General features: G+C 43.3%; 18 protein-coding genes. 16 read left to right on the plus strand and 2 right to left on the minus strand.

Annotation, left to right across the window (positions count from 1 at the left end):
• The first annotated feature begins 141 nt into the window (after window positions 1-141).
• The 16 genes from VIN08_RS20380 (at window position 142) to VIN08_RS20455 (ending at window position 12,288) form a co-directional block, all read left to right on the plus strand.
• Window positions 142-333, plus strand: a complete 192-nt coding sequence (locus tag VIN08_RS20380; RefSeq protein WP_331968987.1) for a hypothetical protein — start codon at window positions 142-144, stop codon at window positions 331-333.
• A gap of 554 nt (window positions 334-887) precedes the next feature.
• Window positions 888-1,160 carry a hypothetical protein gene (locus tag VIN08_RS20385; RefSeq protein WP_331968990.1) on the plus strand — a complete coding sequence of 91 codons (273 nt, stop codon included), beginning with the start codon at window positions 888-890 and terminating at the stop codon, window positions 1,158-1,160.
• A complete protein-coding gene (locus tag VIN08_RS20390) occupies window positions 1,147-1,629 on the plus strand; it encodes a hypothetical protein (protein ID WP_331968993.1) in 483 nt (160 codons plus the stop codon). The genes VIN08_RS20385 and VIN08_RS20390 overlap by 14 nt, the downstream gene beginning before the upstream one ends.
• 13 nt (window positions 1,630-1,642) lie before the next feature.
• On the plus strand, window positions 1,643-3,736 hold the full coding sequence (locus VIN08_RS20395) for a hypothetical protein (RefSeq protein ID WP_331968996.1): 2,094 nt from the start codon (window positions 1,643-1,645) through the stop codon (window positions 3,734-3,736).
• A gap of 3 nt (window positions 3,737-3,739) precedes the next feature.
• On the plus strand, window positions 3,740-4,354 hold the full coding sequence (locus tag VIN08_RS20400) for a hypothetical protein (protein WP_331968999.1): 615 nt from the start codon (window positions 3,740-3,742) through the stop codon (window positions 4,352-4,354).
• Between the two features lie 166 nt (window positions 4,355-4,520).
• On the plus strand, window positions 4,521-5,249 hold the full coding sequence (locus VIN08_RS20405; RefSeq protein ID WP_331969002.1) for a hypothetical protein: 729 nt from the start codon (window positions 4,521-4,523) through the stop codon (window positions 5,247-5,249).
• 5 nt (window positions 5,250-5,254) lie between these two features.
• Window positions 5,255-5,656, plus strand: a complete 402-nt coding sequence (locus VIN08_RS20410) for a hypothetical protein (RefSeq protein WP_331969005.1) — start codon at window positions 5,255-5,257, stop codon at window positions 5,654-5,656.
• A gap of 4 nt (window positions 5,657-5,660) precedes the next feature.
• The gene (locus VIN08_RS20415) at window positions 5,661-6,146 is read left to right on the plus strand and encodes a hypothetical protein (protein ID WP_331969008.1); all 486 of its coding nucleotides are present in this window, start codon (window positions 5,661-5,663) and stop codon (window positions 6,144-6,146) included.
• Window positions 6,143-6,454: a hypothetical protein gene (locus VIN08_RS20420; RefSeq protein ID WP_331969010.1), complete on the plus strand. Its 312-nt coding sequence runs from the start codon at window positions 6,143-6,145 to the stop codon at window positions 6,452-6,454. Before VIN08_RS20415 ends, VIN08_RS20420 begins: the two co-directional genes overlap by 4 nt.
• 18 nt (window positions 6,455-6,472) lie before the next feature.
• A complete protein-coding gene (locus VIN08_RS20425; RefSeq protein ID WP_331969013.1) occupies window positions 6,473-7,288 on the plus strand; it encodes a hypothetical protein in 816 nt (271 codons plus the stop codon).
• 12 nt (window positions 7,289-7,300) lie between these two features.
• The gene (locus VIN08_RS20430; protein WP_331969016.1) at window positions 7,301-7,480 is read left to right on the plus strand and encodes a hypothetical protein; all 180 of its coding nucleotides are present in this window, start codon (window positions 7,301-7,303) and stop codon (window positions 7,478-7,480) included.
• An 18-nt stretch (window positions 7,481-7,498) separates the two neighbouring features.
• Window positions 7,499-7,900: a hypothetical protein gene (locus VIN08_RS20435; protein ID WP_331969019.1), complete on the plus strand. Its 402-nt coding sequence runs from the start codon at window positions 7,499-7,501 to the stop codon at window positions 7,898-7,900.
• A 3-nt stretch (window positions 7,901-7,903) separates the two neighbouring features.
• Complete coding sequence (locus VIN08_RS20440; RefSeq protein WP_331969022.1) at window positions 7,904-8,863, plus strand: peptidoglycan-binding domain-containing protein; 960 nt, start codon at window positions 7,904-7,906, stop codon at window positions 8,861-8,863.
• A gap of 134 nt (window positions 8,864-8,997) precedes the next feature.
• The gene (locus tag VIN08_RS20445) at window positions 8,998-9,519 is read left to right on the plus strand and encodes a glycoside hydrolase family 108 protein (RefSeq protein ID WP_331969024.1); all 522 of its coding nucleotides are present in this window, start codon (window positions 8,998-9,000) and stop codon (window positions 9,517-9,519) included.
• Window positions 9,520-9,773: 254 nt separating this feature from the next.
• A complete protein-coding gene (locus VIN08_RS20450; protein WP_331969027.1) occupies window positions 9,774-10,451 on the plus strand; it encodes a hypothetical protein in 678 nt (225 codons plus the stop codon).
• A complete protein-coding gene (locus tag VIN08_RS20455; protein ID WP_331969030.1) occupies window positions 10,438-12,288 on the plus strand; it encodes a hypothetical protein in 1,851 nt (616 codons plus the stop codon). The genes VIN08_RS20450 and VIN08_RS20455 overlap by 14 nt, the downstream gene beginning before the upstream one ends.
• Before the next feature lie 546 nt (window positions 12,289-12,834).
• Here VIN08_RS20455 and VIN08_RS20460 read toward each other — a convergent pair.
• Complete coding sequence (locus tag VIN08_RS20460; protein WP_331969033.1) at window positions 12,835-13,944, minus strand: hypothetical protein; 1,110 nt, start codon at window positions 13,942-13,944, stop codon at window positions 12,835-12,837.
• A 552-nt stretch (window positions 13,945-14,496) separates the two neighbouring features.
• On the minus strand, window positions 14,497-14,766 hold a 270-nt coding region (locus VIN08_RS20465), incomplete at its 5' end, for a helicase associated domain-containing protein (protein ID WP_331969035.1).

A 14,766-nucleotide genomic window follows, 5' to 3' on the forward strand; every position in this document is an offset into this window, starting at 1 on the left:
AAAAAGATTCTTCTAATTGAGGATCATAATTTGAAATACATTGATAGCGGAAAAATTTCTGTTGTTTATACGAATGATGACCAAAAGCGAAAAATACTGATTGACGCAATTTTTACAGGGAGGTAACGTGGGATATACTCAGTGGCGCGGATCGATAAGAATGGCGTCCTTCTTTCCTACAGTTATTATGGTGTCATCATTGCAGACGTGATTAAAGACAAAGACGGAAATTTTGTTATGATTGGCGAGCAACAAAAAAATGACCCTGTAAATGGTAGCTCCAACTCATTCGAACTGGTTAGAATCTCCGCTGCCGGAAAGGTAATTGAATGACGTTTACTTCAATGGCAAACTGCCAGGTACTTGTGATGGAAGAACTTGATATGATTTTTAAGAAATATACAATCTAATTCGAATCGAGTATATTTGGCTCCTCGCCTATACAGATAGGCAGGTTAGGCTAAAGCCGATAGTCCCAGACGGAGAGCTATCGGCTTTTTTATTGGCGGTGGTCTGAATTGGCAGTAGAATACAGTTCCTGACCATCAAATCAGTACTATTCAGTCAGAGAGCAAAAAGGCGGGCATCGGCTTGGTGGAAGTCATTCGGCATCCGAATCTATATAATACTTTCCCGGGGGGGTATGTGTCTCTGTATTTATCAAACGTTTCAGCCAGCTTCTTAAATATGGAGCTGTACACGTGATCGCCAGCCAGCAGGTGAGGATTAAGCATAGCAATAGGCTTTCTATAAATGTGCGATGTTCCACGAAGAACATGTGTACAAATTGCGACCATTGTGTACAAATTCTGGCCATTGTGTACACGTTCAGCCCATTGTGTACAAATCACGGTAGTCGCGTTCTGGTGTCCTCGTATGTTTACATCATGAACACAACGACAACAACAAGTCATATTACAGGAAGCAATTGGATTGCATTTCTGTTCGGAGCGATCTTCAATGTACTACCACACATTGATCTTACCTTTCTCATAGACTATATGATAAAAGCAATAGTCGGCGGTATAATCTGTCTGGGCTTCAAGATCATTGGTGATATATACAGTCCGCTCTGGCTGAAACACAAAGCGAAGGTACGCGACTTCACGCGCATCCGTAAAATCAGAATCCGTAAACGTAAGCGCCATGATAAAGAGTAGACATATACTGTATGGCGCGGGCGCGCTGGCTACTCTGTATGGAGTAAGCTATTTTCTGAAGCTCAACCGCTTCTCCCAGGAACTTGAAACTGTAACCAACGCATCGATCCATAAAATAACCCTGCAAGGCATAGAACTACAGGTCGATGTAACACTAAAGAATCCGAGCGGTGGAAGCGTAAAAGTAAAGCAACCTTTTGTGAAGATTGTTTATAACGACAATACCATAGCATCCTCACAAATGCAGAATGTAAATATAGAGGTGCCCAAATTCAGTGAAGTAAAGATGGAGCCTATACGCATAAATATAGGATTTCTGACACTGGCAACAAAAGTACCGGCACTGCTCAAAGAGTACAGAGACAAAGGGCAGATCAGTATAGTAGTAAAAACGATCACGACTATAAATGATAAACTTCCCTATACCAAAACGGATAACATCACACTGGGAAGCGGCAAGAAGGCTTGAAAGACAGAGGGGAATGAGTAAGTGGGAAAAAGGAAAAGAGGGCAAGGCGAACAAAAGGAGAAAGATCAAGAGCGGATGGGAATTCGACCACCTCTTTCCCAAGCCTTCGGGTATAGACCATCGGACGAAAAAGAATGCAGATGTAGAAGATACACTCAAACTTATCCGACAGACTGTACCAATGTCTCTCTGGCAGACAAAAAAGATTGCGGCCAAGCTAAAGGGAAAAGCGCTTCGGGATACATGCAGGAATATATGGCAGTTTGTGTATGACCATATACAGTATAAGATGGACGAACCGGGCGTTGAGCAGATACGCAGTCCCAGGCGAACATGGTACGAACGCGGTACTGGCGTTGACTGCGACTGCTATACGGAGTTCATAAGTTCTATACTGGTGAATCTTGGTATACCACACCTGCTCAGGATTACAAAATATCCGAAGGAACCACCGGATATACCCACGTGGCAGCATATATACCCGATTGTTCCGGTGAGTGGAAGTTTGAACGGTATACTTTCCAATCGTAATGACTACATCACGGTGGATTGTGTGAAGGATGGTTTTGATGATGAGGAGCCTTTTTTAGAATGTAAAGACTATAAGATGAGATTGGATTATTTGGACGGCATCGATAACAACGATGCAATGGAGCGTGAGGATTATGGGGAGATAGAAATGCAACTCATGGGGCCAGGCTATCGGGAGCCGGAAACAGTTGACCTGGCAGATATAGCTTCAGTATATGACGGTGAAGAAATAGGTAACATCTTTAAAAAGATTGGTGGTGCCGTAAAGAAAGTTGCCGAGGTACAGAAGAAGATTATTACCAAAAGCATAGATGTACAGAAGAACATCATCAAGAAGGCAGCGGAAGGCCAGAAGAAAGTTTTACAGGCCGTAGCTAAGAAAGGTGTACACTTTATCAATCGCTTTACCAATCCAGGCACCATACTTCTTCGAAATGGTTTCCTGCTGGCTACAAAACTCAATCTGTTCAACATTGGTGGCCGGATTCGCTATGCGTATCTGACGGATCAGCAGGCAGTGGAGCGCGGCATTAATCTGGAAGCACTGGCAAGGGTGCGCAAGATCAAAGACAAAGCAGAGAAGATATACTATGATGCTGGTGGCAACAAGAGCAACTTCAAAAAGGCAGTTCTTAAAGGAAGAGGTAACAAAAGACACAATCCTGTTCCACTCAATGGACTGGGCGGCTTTGATGATAGTATATATGCCGATATACAGGAATATACCGTGCTGCATGGCGGCGGTACTTCCCTGAGCGGTCTTGGTGAGATCGCGGCTGGCGCATCGATAGTAGCGGCAATGGCCGCGGTAGGTGCCGTGGCCGGGGCACTCAAACAAGTGAAAGGCTTATTCAATAAAGGTGGTGCAGAGGAAGCAAGTTTCCAAAGCGAAACCGACAATGCAACAAGTATCGAGGACGCCAAAAAGGGAACGATACAGGACAGTGACGATGAAGTAAGAATTGATGAGGGTGCGGCGTCAACGGCTACTACGGATGACGATATGTCGTGGATTACCCGGGCTGCGAGCAATGTAACGCAAGCGGCTAACAATGTTACAGACGCTGCTGCAAAGGCAGCACCTTTCATGCAGGCTGCGCGGTCGAACATCCCTGTGGTGTTGCCCAGTGTCTCAATGCCCACGATCGTAAAACCACAAATTAACAACAACAATGAAACAAATAATACGGCAGCAAATACTGCCGGCGGTAATACGTCTGCTGGAACAACAGTACCAGATATATATACCTCCTCCGGAGGGAATACATCTGATGATAACCAGACAACTCAAAATCTTCCGGGTGTTAAGCCAAAGAGCGAAGAAGGTTTTATCCAGAAGACCACTACCTGGATTAAAGACAATCCCGGTAAATCTATAGCAATTGGTGCAGCAGTAGCCGGAGGTAGTTATATGCTGGTACGGTTACTGAAAGGGAGCAGTCACAACAGCCCGCAGGCGATGAATGGTATACCATCATCAGGTAAAAAACGGAAGAAAAAACGCAATGCTAAGAATCGAAGCAGCGGACAAAAAGCACACACAGTACAGAAAATAAAATTCACAAAACTCTTATGACACATGGGACAAAAGAAACACAAACGTAAAAGTAGAAAATGCAAAAATCACAGCGGTCTACAAGGTATACCGGCAAGCTTAGACAAGGAACGGATTTGGGAAGCTGTCAAAGGAGGCGGTCTATTGGTTCTGACAGCCTTTGGTGGTAGTCTGCTGGGAGCAGCAGTCGGCAGGCATTCGCTCCTGTTCGGAGCACCGATCACAATAGCTGGAAAGTATATGGATAATGATTATCTATTAGCGGTCGGTCTGGGTATGAGTATGAGCAACGGATTTCAGACCCCTGTTAAACCATTAAATGGCATGGACGATGCAAATGGTTTTGATGTCAAACAGATTGCCCAGGATGCCAAAGATCGTGTAGGCAAGTTCTTCGAGAACTTCAAGGACAAGCTATATATACCGGCTGACGATGCAGGTGATGCAAAACAGGGCGCGGCTGGTGCAAGTTCGAATACCGGAACAAACGGCTTGGGCGCAAGCGACAACGTACAGTACTTCATTAACCCGATGAGTACGAAAGATCTTGATCTATCAGCGATGGAACGCGTAGAGCAACAGGTAGCGGCTCTGAATCGCGGCACAAACGGTATCGAAGACATAGACCGCGAGTTCTGAAAAACCAAATCTGATTTAAAGTAACAAAAAGACTTCGCGAGACTGTAGCAGTATAGTTTTATACATTGATACATCTGCATATATCAATGTATAGCACACCTGAATCGCAGCGGTAGCGAGCACACCCACACAGAAAAGAAGTTAAACAATTAAAACAAAAAACAATATGCTAGGAGCATTAGGACAAGTGATGGAGAGTGAGTACACGAATCCCGCAGAATTGCTGGGATTGAATGGAGAGGTGGATGAGGCGTTGATGGGATACCTGAATGCCCTGAACCCGGTAGCGCGCGCACGCGCCGTAAGTAAATTAACCAAGCGTCATATACCTTCACAGGGTTCCCGCGCAGAGTTTGAGAAATTCTTTGTTGAATTGCCCAAACACATTAAGGAACAATTGGGAGAGGGCAAGCTTCGCCTGGCCGATCACCTGATCTATTCGATCAAACCTGTCAAGGGTGCCAAGACGATCAAGATGTTCGAGAGCCAGGATGTAAAAGAAGTGGGCCTGCGTAACATCAGCAACGCGAAGCTTCCCAAAAACATGGCGCTCCTCGTATCGGGTATAATCCTAATGCAGGGCAAAGCCGATTCACTCGATCCTGAAGCGATCAAGGTAACAAGCTTCGATACGATAGGCGGTGTTGCCGCTTTTGCTAACGGAGAGTTCAAACTCAAAGCAAACAAGAAACAACTGGTGAGCGATACATCCAATCGCAGCTTCATCACCGATGGATTTTCGCAAGTACCGAAAGGCTTTTACAAGCTTTCCAATCCGCGCCTTATCCAGGACGACATCGATATAGAGTTTGAAATAGAACTCGGAACAGTTACGGGTGTCGATCCTAACGCGGTGATCTATGTAGGACTTGTTGGAACGGCTACTATACCTTAATCGCTATGCGGAACGTGCAGAGAATGTTTTCCTTCCTGGTCGAAACGGAGGGACAAACGGTGAACAAGAAGTTTGATCTGGATAAGAACGTAAAGATTGTGCATGGCATCATGCTCAGTTCAAACCGGAAAAGCTTGTTGTTTCACCGGGGTTCCCAACGTGTAGAGATCAGTGGTGAAGAAATCATTCCGGAAAACTTTGAGAGTTGCCTGTTTATGACCGGCATCAGTGTAGCGCCGAACCAAAAGTATAAAACGCTTGGAGAAGATGAAGACGGCAAACAGCACGATCAGGGTGTACTGGCAGGCAATGGAGAGGTAAAGATTCAGTATAAAGATACACCCAGTCCAGACGCGGACTTTGCACCCTATCAGGTGAATATATATCTGCAATGTGAAATGAAGTAAAAGTATGATCGTAACACAAACAAGACGCAAAACGGTAGTGACAATGGTAACTATCGAAAAGCCTGAGCGGTTCAGGCCGATTGATATACGCTTGCCATCGAACGCTGTGAGCATTACCGGCGTGCTGGTTACATGCACGGCAAGCTGGAGCAATTGTGGGGCGGTGACTTTACAGGCAGGTGACAGAACAGATATATTTCACAAGGCGTATATAGGAGGCTATACTACGGATATATCCGATGAAGCCCTGATGGGATTGAACGATTCTTCTTTTAACAAGCCGTGGATTACAGGCAGAGTCCCCGAGTTATGTCCCACAGATATAGCGGGTGACAATGTATATATCCGTGCATGGTTTAAGGGAGCTGATTTTCAGTCTCCCTTTACCATCCGCATCTATGTGCAGTATGAAGGTGCTGAAGAGTTTGTAGCCGTAGAGGATGAACGCAAGAGGTTGGAGGAAGAAGAACCAGAACAATTCATTCTATGACGGAAAGCTATATACTTCACTACGCACCACTCCGCGTAAAGGAACTTGGTTATGAGCGGCATCAGCTACGTTATCGTGACCTGGTGATCGATCCGGTGAGCACGGTAACTATACCGGCCTACAACGAACTGTTCTATATCGTGGATGACCCCCCTGGAATCGTGATAGAATCAGATTATGGAATGTATGATTCTACTGATGATCCACTGCCGGACAATGTGCATGAGCATCGTGGCGAAATCACTATCTATAATCCGGGTACAGGTAAACGGAAAGTGAAATTTATACAAGTAATAATTATAACCTAATACTAAACAGGCACGGGGATGAGCGAGAGATCACACAAAAAAATAGAACCCTACAATCAGCGGAAAATAGACATGCTGGCCGATCAGGTTCGCCGGGCGCATCAGAGCGGTGAACCGATCCTATATGAAATCGATGTGGACGATGACAGGGTCATTCGCAGGACAAGCGACCCGGAGATGTTTCACATGTTTGATGAATACGTTGATGGAAAAACCAAGAGCGTTACCATTAAACTTTATTTCGGCAGCAGTAATAACAATGAGAAGTATGTTTTCACGATGGGTGGCGGTGAGTGGATCGATCCTGCTGATATAAAAAAGCAGATTCAGGCTGGCATCGACCAAAAGATGCGTGAAAAAGAATTCATCGATCTTGTTGCCAGGAATAAGCAACTCGAAGAGCAAATCAAAGAGCTTGAAAATGACATCGGCGAACTTGAAAAAGAAAAGGATGCACTGATTGCCAGTCGCTCGCCACTAAGTGGTGTCATTGGCGAGATCGGTTCAAGTGTAGTGGAGAGTCTGATCAAGCGTAATCCGCAGATCATTGCACGTATGCCCGGTGGTGAAGCACTCGCCGGACTCATGGAGCCGCTACCACCCGCCGTAGATGTAGAGCATTGCGACGTGAGCTATAAGCTGAAAGATCAAAGTCAGCCCAAGCAGACTCCTGTTACTACACTAACCGAAGAGCAACTATTTGCCCTTGACTTTGGCATGTCCATCAGAGGCGTATTTACCAAAGATGAATTTGACAAGGTCAACAGGATTACACAATTGCTCGCTGAAGACAAGTCGCGGCTCGACTTAATTATTGAACTATTAAAACGCTAAACAAACACAAACATGAAATATTCTTTTGAGATAAGTATAGAAGCACAAAGCCAGGATGAAGCAATCCTGAAACTACAGGCAGCCTCCACGCTGATGCAAAGGCTCAAAGTAACTGAGATTGCTAAACTGGCTGATGTAGTAAAGAACGAACCAGCCAAAACAGCGCTTGCAAAAAAAGCACTTGGACTGTAAGGCCATATTATATAATACATGAAGACATCAGATGCACAAAAAATCCAGAACCTTAAAACCGTAGTGTTATACACCACGCTCGGTGCAGGTACTGCTACGGGTTTATTCTTTCTGGTGCGTCACTTCTATAAGAAGTCACAGGCTAACCGTTCGCAGAAGCATAGTCTGGAAGAAGGCGATCCGGCTACCTACGCCAAGCAATTAATGATGGCCTTTGCCAATAATAACTATATGGGCTGGGGCACCGATGAGAAAGCAATTACAAAAGTCTTCGAGGAACTGCCATCCAGAAAAATGTACGAGAAAATTCAGAAAGAATATTACCGGATGTATAACAGGAGCCTGAATGAAGACCTGGAAGGTGAACTAAGCAGCGAAGAGTATAACGACCTCATTCGCATACTAAAAACAAAGAAGTAAAACATGAACAGGAGAAGGGGATTGAGGGGGATTGATACACAAGCTGGTAAACGAAAGGCTATACACCCGGCAAAGGTGTTTATCTATGGATTGGCACTGGCGGCGTTGGGGGGCGGTGGGTATTTACTCTATAACCGTGTGAGAAAAAAACAACTTGCCAGCAGCGCATCAGGTGACGTTGCCGATACTGATTCAACAGACTATGGCACCGTAAGTGAAGCAACGACAACCACTGCCAGCAAACCAATGGCAAAAATCTTTGCACGATCTTCAGGCAGCGATAGTTTCCCATTGAAGAAAGGCAGCCGGGGTACACGCGTTACGCAGCTTCAACAAGCGCTTATTAAAAAAGGGGCATCCATCAAAGTGGATGGAAAATTTGGTGCAGCGACCGCGTCAGCATTAAAAGCAGCAGGATATAGCGATAGTATAGATGCTACGGGCTTTAGTCAGATCATCGGGCAAAGTCCTGCCATAGTACAGGTCGTATTCAATCCGAGTGAGCTTGCGCTAAAGCTTTTCAATGCAGCCAATCAGAAGAAAGATCAGGATGTTTTATCGATGCTAAAGCAGATCAACACGGTAAGCGAATATTCATCGGTCAACGAATATTATAAGAAGCTAAGCATTATTTCCAAGACTATTGTCACACACCTGCTCGATTATGCTTTCAAGGATGACGCTGTAGTGCAGAAGCTAATCAAGAGAGAGTTCACGCGCATTGGACTTAAAGAACACGACACTGGCGTATGGAGTCTGCAAGGCATCGAGCTATATAAAGATCTAATCACGATACGACCTACCATCGTCATCGATGCCTGGAACAATCGCATACCGGTGAAAGGGAACACTATACTGGGTGATGAAATACAAATCATCAATGGTATGACGTGGTTCCGCTCGGTCGACAGAAGTATACTGCGGGTTCCTACACAGGATGTGAAATATAGCAGCACATCCTGACAATTCACTAACAATTAAACACAACTAAAGGAGGGTTTGCAAAACCAGGTTTTGCATGGTCGGGAGAGGTATGTCTTCGCGGCAAGGGGAACACTTGCCCGAAAAATCAACACAACAAAAATCAATTAAACAACATGGCAAGTTTTGAGGGGTTTGCAAGCAAGGTCTTGCATTTGGAAGGAGGGTATGTCAATCATCCGGCAGATAAAGGAGGGCCAACCAAGTATGGCGTTATCCTTTCAACATGGAAGCAGTACGGTTATGACAAAGACAAGGACGGTGATATAGATGCCGATGATGTTAAAGCGCTCAGTGAAGATGATGCGCGATATATAGCCAAAAAGGTATTCTGGGATTTCTTTCAGGGAGACTTTATACTCAATCAATCGGTAGCTGAGTTCATCGTAGACTGGGGATATAACTCGGGAAGAATACTGGTGGCTAAGAAGCTTCAAAAATTATTGAGTGTAGCCGTGGACGGACTTATCGGCATGCAAAGCTTGAAGATACTGAATGCGATACCGCAACGAGATTTTTTCGAAACATTGAAGACAGCTCGTAGAAACTTTATCGATGCCCTGGTAAAAGAGAAACCGAGTCAGCAGGTTTTCTACAAAGGCTGGATCAATCGAATCAACTCGTTCAAATTTCAATAACTCAAACTTTGGTTAGAGAATGACCGGCTGGAAAGAACGTGTAGGCGTTGATCGCATTTTGTTCCAGCAATGCAATAAAGGTGTTCATGTTTTCGAATGGAACATAAAAAATAAAATACCTGGGCAATGGATCAATTTTCACCGATAGTGCTTCAAGCCGGTCTTTCAATAGGATTCTATCAAAGAGGTATATCCTGGATATTTTGAATGATGGATACATAAGACAACGATTGGTATACACTAAATATATTTAAATGATTTCAAGAATCAAAGCCTTATTAAAAGACGAAGGCCACGTATTATATACAAAACCCTATCAATTAAATATAGTGGGGTTACGCAGTCGCAGCACTGTAGCCAACCGGTTTGATGATGAGATTCATGTATTCTATTGTGATGCTCAAGGAACCTGGAATTACAACGCCTACAAGGCAACGACCGATCCGGGAACCTATTGGCTTCGTAATCCATCCTATAATGATGGCACCGCTATCTTAATGGGCGGGCAATACAAAGACTGCTTTTCCATAGGACTTCATCGTGGAAAGTATAAAGCACTAAAACAGGTAAAACCTGTAACGATTATTCGTGACTATGACCGTGACGCTTTCCTTGATTTTGAGAATGGTACAAAGCAGACAGGAATTTTCGGCATTAACATTCATCGCGCAGAAAGTTCCGGTTCTACACAGTATATAGATAAATATTCAGCCGGTTGCCAGGTGTTTCAGAATGCTACTGACTTTGACGAGTTCATGCAGCTTTGTGAGACGCACAGATCACTTTATGGCAATGCTTTTACCTATACGCTGCTGGACTTCAGAGCCGTGAATCGATTGCAATGGAAAAGAATAATAGCGGCATCCACAGTGATTGCAACGGCTGCTCTTGCCATAACAATTAAAAATGTATTATTCGATGAACACGCCTAAACCACCTTTCCATACAACTACCGAGGAGTTGCTTTATAGCATACTTCAAAAATTACCGGATATGACCTACCTGACAGCAAATGATATTAATTCTATCGCCAAGGTTAATGCTTTGATTCTGGATGGTGATTTGTTAACGGATGAATCGATCGCCAATGCCCTTGATACCATCAGGGGAAAAGTGCCGGAGGAAGGCAATACGCTTGGCAAACTGTATAGCATTATTCAGGGGCTGGGTAATCTCAAAAAGGAGGATATTGATACCCTCGCTGAATTAAATGCTATCCTTAATGATGCCGATGTGTTAAGCCTGGATGAGTTTAATGAGAGTATGACCGGCCTGATGGACGGTGTACCGGTAGAAGGCAACAGCTTGCGAAAACTTTTTGACCTGATAGCAACCAAGCAAAACAGGTTCGGTTCAACATTCCCAGATACATATTTCGTTTCTCCTAATGGAAACGATCAGACAGGACTGAAAGGAGATTTTTCGAAATCGTATAGCCCTGCCGGTGCTGCTGCACTGGCACAGCCCGGAGACAGGATTGCGTTTCTTCCCGGTAACTATATCATCAATACAAACATTGCCAAACCCGGCGTTGCCTATACTACCTTCGGAGGAAAGGCCACTATAACCGTCAATCAACAAGATACCATTGTCTTTGACTTTGTTTCTCTCACTGACAACACGAAAGATGTTATCATTACCGGAGACTTTGACTTTATAATTCAGAATGGCGGAGGTGTGTTTAGTTTTAAAGGAAGCGAACAGCAAAAGTTTACTGTCCGTTGGGCAAATGCTTTTCAGTCCGAGGGTGTCTTTATGCGCATGCCCGGCCCTTTTTCATCCGGTATATTTGAAGGTAATATTGAAATGGATGAAACGGGTACGCAGGCAGCCATCGAATGTCCTACAACCATAAGTACTGAAGGGGCCGGGGTGATGAATCTTCGTATCAATAATCGCTCGCACGCAAACTATGCCATCAAACCGTGGTTCGGAGGATTTATCTTTAACATTACTTATAAAGCAACGCACTACGGCCTGTTCTCACCACCTTTAAACGCCGGTGGTAATGATCATAATGTATATATACTGAATGTAAATCAGGGTGATTCATGTGTAACTCATTTAACCTATGGTATATGTACCGGTTCATTCAATGGTGGTGCTGTGACAGTTTATCCCGGTAATTTTAATATGGATGCCCGAATAACAAACTGTACATTAAACGCCGCCCCGATGAGTTCCGCAAAAATCACGGCTCAGGCTAACAATGTAAAGATTGTTAATGACCAGGTGAACGTCTTGAAACTGGACGGTGTATGGAAGGATTGCTCCTATATGCATACCTCTACATCGCTTTGCATTCTCGAAGGACAGTTTTATAATTTCCAGTTTATTAACTCCGTTGGCATTCTCAAGATTACAGGCTATGTAAGATTGAAGGATACAACCTCAGCTCCGATTTATGGAAATGAATACCTGGAGATAACTGGAAAACTGGTCGGCAATGCCCAGCAAGTAATACTGCTAGGGCAAGGCGCCCCGATTGTAATATCCGGCATGATAAAACAATTAAGCGAACTTTCACCCGTTATAAAATCCTCCAGTGGCGGGCATACACATTTGCTGGCACTAAGGGGATGCGTTTTAGAAGCGGGTACTTCAGCACCAGGAGCAATTGAGGTTAATCTGCCGGATGCGGTAAATATGAAGCTATACGGCAAAAGCTATAGCAATAAACCAATGACAGGAACAGCATCTGTTAATTACCTCGTTGGAAGCGCCGATGACTTGCTTGTCGATACCGATGTAAATGTAGTTGATCTATAGATTGGCCTTTGCTTCTGCGAAGAGTATATAAATGTTGTGACATTTTTTAGAATACACTGAGTCGCGGTAATTTATGCGACCGTAACTACATCAAGCAGGCGATTGATTAACATAAAATCAGTAAAGTATATTTGACGCATAGAAAGCATTTATATACTTGCGTTAAGAAAGACTCCAAGTATATATGATGGGGATTTTTCGCAAACGCATGAACCTTGCAAACGCCTTACACAAGGGAAAAAGATATTTTAATCTTGGATAAGGATTATTGCTCCTCACAGCTTGCCTTTAGCGTAATCTTTTCCTTTTGCAATTTGAAGTAACGTTCGTTTTTAGACCGAAAAACGGCTAGTCTATGAGTAAACCCTCGTTTTTAGTTCATTTTCTGCGATTTTCCCGTTCTATGGGAAACCGATTTCAAAACGGATACATCATCCGGAAAGACATCTTTGTTTTAGTATACTTCCTGATTTTCCCACCGCGCTAGAACTTACTGCATGTGTTGGAAATCACAACTCGGTATGTCTCGAAGAGAATTGATTCGCCTCATTTTATTATCTTCAACGGAGGAAGATTCCCTAAAGCATATTCTTCCAATACTGGACGCACTTTATTCCAATTGTCAGTAATACTGAAGATATAGTCAGTTGATTCTTTAGTATAACTATTTCTATAAATATCCCAGTTCGCCTCTTGAAAAGTGATTTCCGAAAACGCGTCCTCAGCCGCTTTAGTAGACTCTATAATGTCTTTAACTACGCTTGGAATCAGTTCCTTTCCATATTTTAGTTCGAACAACGTTACAATGTTTCCAGCAATTAAAGCCATCCTAATTGAAGAAGGCGGATGACTTAATTTTTTTGCATCCTCAACAGCGTATTGTCTATATCCAAATAATCTAAATAATGAATAGATAGAAAAAACCCATATCGGTAAAATAGTTGACCAGTCCTTGAAGGCAAATCTAAATATCTCGTTTACTTGTTTCGTATCTTTCAAATTTGACGCGATAATATTTAGAGATCTGTTAGTCGCAAAACTGTCTGCATCCATTTCTAAAGTTTGAGAAACATCTGAGGGAAGTTTTGATCTTTGACTTAAGTTATCAAATTCACGCCAGTAAAAATTATTCTCAATAAGACTCGCAAGATATCCAACATGCCCTCGCAAAATGTGAGCAATTTCATGGTAAATTAAAAAATCAAATGCATGATTTGTGCATAATATTGCAAACTCAAGTCGCAACTTGTCTTGCGGTATAGCTATGTCTTGATTATCGAATCTAAATGTTATTTTATCATAAATATTAATGTATGCTTTTAAAATTTTCTTATGGTCTGTTTCTAATTGGTTGTTGCCGATTTTAGGCCATACAGACTTTGAAGCCAACATCTTCATAAACATATCGTAGATAAGAAAATAACTACCGAGGTTTATGCCAATGAAGTAATTCCCTTTATATTTGGTCGCTGCTGCATTTAAGCTATCGTTCTCGATAAAATCCAAATGTATTTCAGGCAGGTTCGGGTAGGAATGCTTCAAGAAAGTGTTAACTGCCGAGAAACGTCTCCTTATATCAGTAAATAAATCGATCTCACTTTTGGCTCTGCCGCCATCGCGACGGAAGGCTTCATCGAATTCATATTCTTTCTGCATTTACAACTGACTTAAAAATTAATTCGATATTTTGCTGCTCATAACCTTGTCAACGGCATTGTGCATAACGTTTATGTATAAGCCGTGGCGCTAAGCAAACGTTAAAAAATGTCCTCCTTATCAGCGCCATGGATTATACATTTTGTGTGTGCCCAGCATGGGCAAAGTATCGAAGATATCGAATATTCCAGAGAGTGCAAGTCTCTCACAGGCGAGTTGGTGAAGCCTGTTAGTAAGTCGCAAGGTGGTTTGCTGCGAGGCATGCACTGAAGGAAGCGAGACTACAAACTCCGGTACTGACGAACAGGAACGGTATACTAGGCTGGCGAAGGAGGATAAGTGAGCACAACTTCACAAGTCCATGAGCATCAACCCTCACAGGTAATTCAAGTTAGCGTAGTGTGCACAGCGATTTATGAGCCGCGTTTTTCCCGTCAGTGGGTAGTCCTATCACTCACTTTTTTTACATAGTATGGAAAGACTCCAAGTATATCTGATTATTGTCAATAGCTTGCACGTTCAGGTGAAGCTATTTCAGGTAAAGGCATTACTTTATTTTTTCAATTTTCGGCGACCTGTTGGTGGGTTCCAATTGAATCCAATACCATCAAGGAGATCGTATCGATCCTTCGAAATACTCCCTGCATGGTAGGCTTCCCGTTGATGTTTCGCCCAGGTGTGTAAGGGGCGATATTCTGTCGTTGTCGTTGGTATTTGAAGATGTCCGAATTTCTTTTTGAAAGTTACAAGCTCTTGAAATTTTTCAGTCCACACGTTTTGAAAACTAAAGGAAAGATTCAATCCAATCTTGGTCAATAATTG

This window comes from Ohtaekwangia sp. (genome assembly GCF_036568665.1).
GTDB lineage: Bacteria > Bacteroidota > Bacteroidia > Cytophagales > Cyclobacteriaceae > Ohtaekwangia.

Excerpts from the sequence above, each read along its gene's own strand:
- VIN08_RS20385 (WP_331968990.1), top strand. The coding sequence starts at position 888 with ATGAACACAACGACAACAACAAGTCATATTACAGGAAGCAATTGGATT.
- VIN08_RS20390 (WP_331968993.1), top strand. The coding sequence starts at position 1,147 with ATGATAAAGAGTAGACATATACTGTATGGCGCGGGCGCGCTGGCTACT.
- VIN08_RS20395 (WP_331968996.1), top strand. The coding sequence starts at position 1,643 with ATGAGTAAGTGGGAAAAAGGAAAAGAGGGCAAGGCGAACAAAAGGAGA.
- VIN08_RS20400 (WP_331968999.1), top strand. The coding sequence starts at position 3,740 with ATGGGACAAAAGAAACACAAACGTAAAAGTAGAAAATGCAAAAATCAC.
- VIN08_RS20405 (WP_331969002.1), top strand. The coding sequence starts at position 4,521 with ATGCTAGGAGCATTAGGACAAGTGATGGAGAGTGAGTACACGAATCCC.
- VIN08_RS20410 (WP_331969005.1), top strand. The coding sequence starts at position 5,255 with ATGCGGAACGTGCAGAGAATGTTTTCCTTCCTGGTCGAAACGGAGGGA.
- VIN08_RS20415 (WP_331969008.1), top strand. The coding sequence starts at position 5,661 with ATGATCGTAACACAAACAAGACGCAAAACGGTAGTGACAATGGTAACT.
- VIN08_RS20420 (WP_331969010.1), top strand. The coding sequence starts at position 6,143 with ATGACGGAAAGCTATATACTTCACTACGCACCACTCCGCGTAAAGGAA.
- VIN08_RS20425 (WP_331969013.1), top strand. The coding sequence starts at position 6,473 with ATGAGCGAGAGATCACACAAAAAAATAGAACCCTACAATCAGCGGAAA.
- VIN08_RS20430 (WP_331969016.1), top strand. The coding sequence starts at position 7,301 with ATGAAATATTCTTTTGAGATAAGTATAGAAGCACAAAGCCAGGATGAA.
- VIN08_RS20435 (WP_331969019.1), top strand. The coding sequence starts at position 7,499 with ATGAAGACATCAGATGCACAAAAAATCCAGAACCTTAAAACCGTAGTG.
- VIN08_RS20440 (WP_331969022.1), top strand. The coding sequence starts at position 7,904 with ATGAACAGGAGAAGGGGATTGAGGGGGATTGATACACAAGCTGGTAAA.
- VIN08_RS20445 (WP_331969024.1), top strand. The coding sequence starts at position 8,998 with ATGGCAAGTTTTGAGGGGTTTGCAAGCAAGGTCTTGCATTTGGAAGGA.
- VIN08_RS20450 (WP_331969027.1), top strand. The coding sequence starts at position 9,774 with ATGATTTCAAGAATCAAAGCCTTATTAAAAGACGAAGGCCACGTATTA.
- VIN08_RS20455 (WP_331969030.1), top strand. The coding sequence starts at position 10,438 with ATGAACACGCCTAAACCACCTTTCCATACAACTACCGAGGAGTTGCTT.
- VIN08_RS20460 (WP_331969033.1), bottom strand. The coding sequence starts at position 13,944 with ATGCAGAAAGAATATGAATTCGATGAAGCCTTCCGTCGCGATGGCGGC.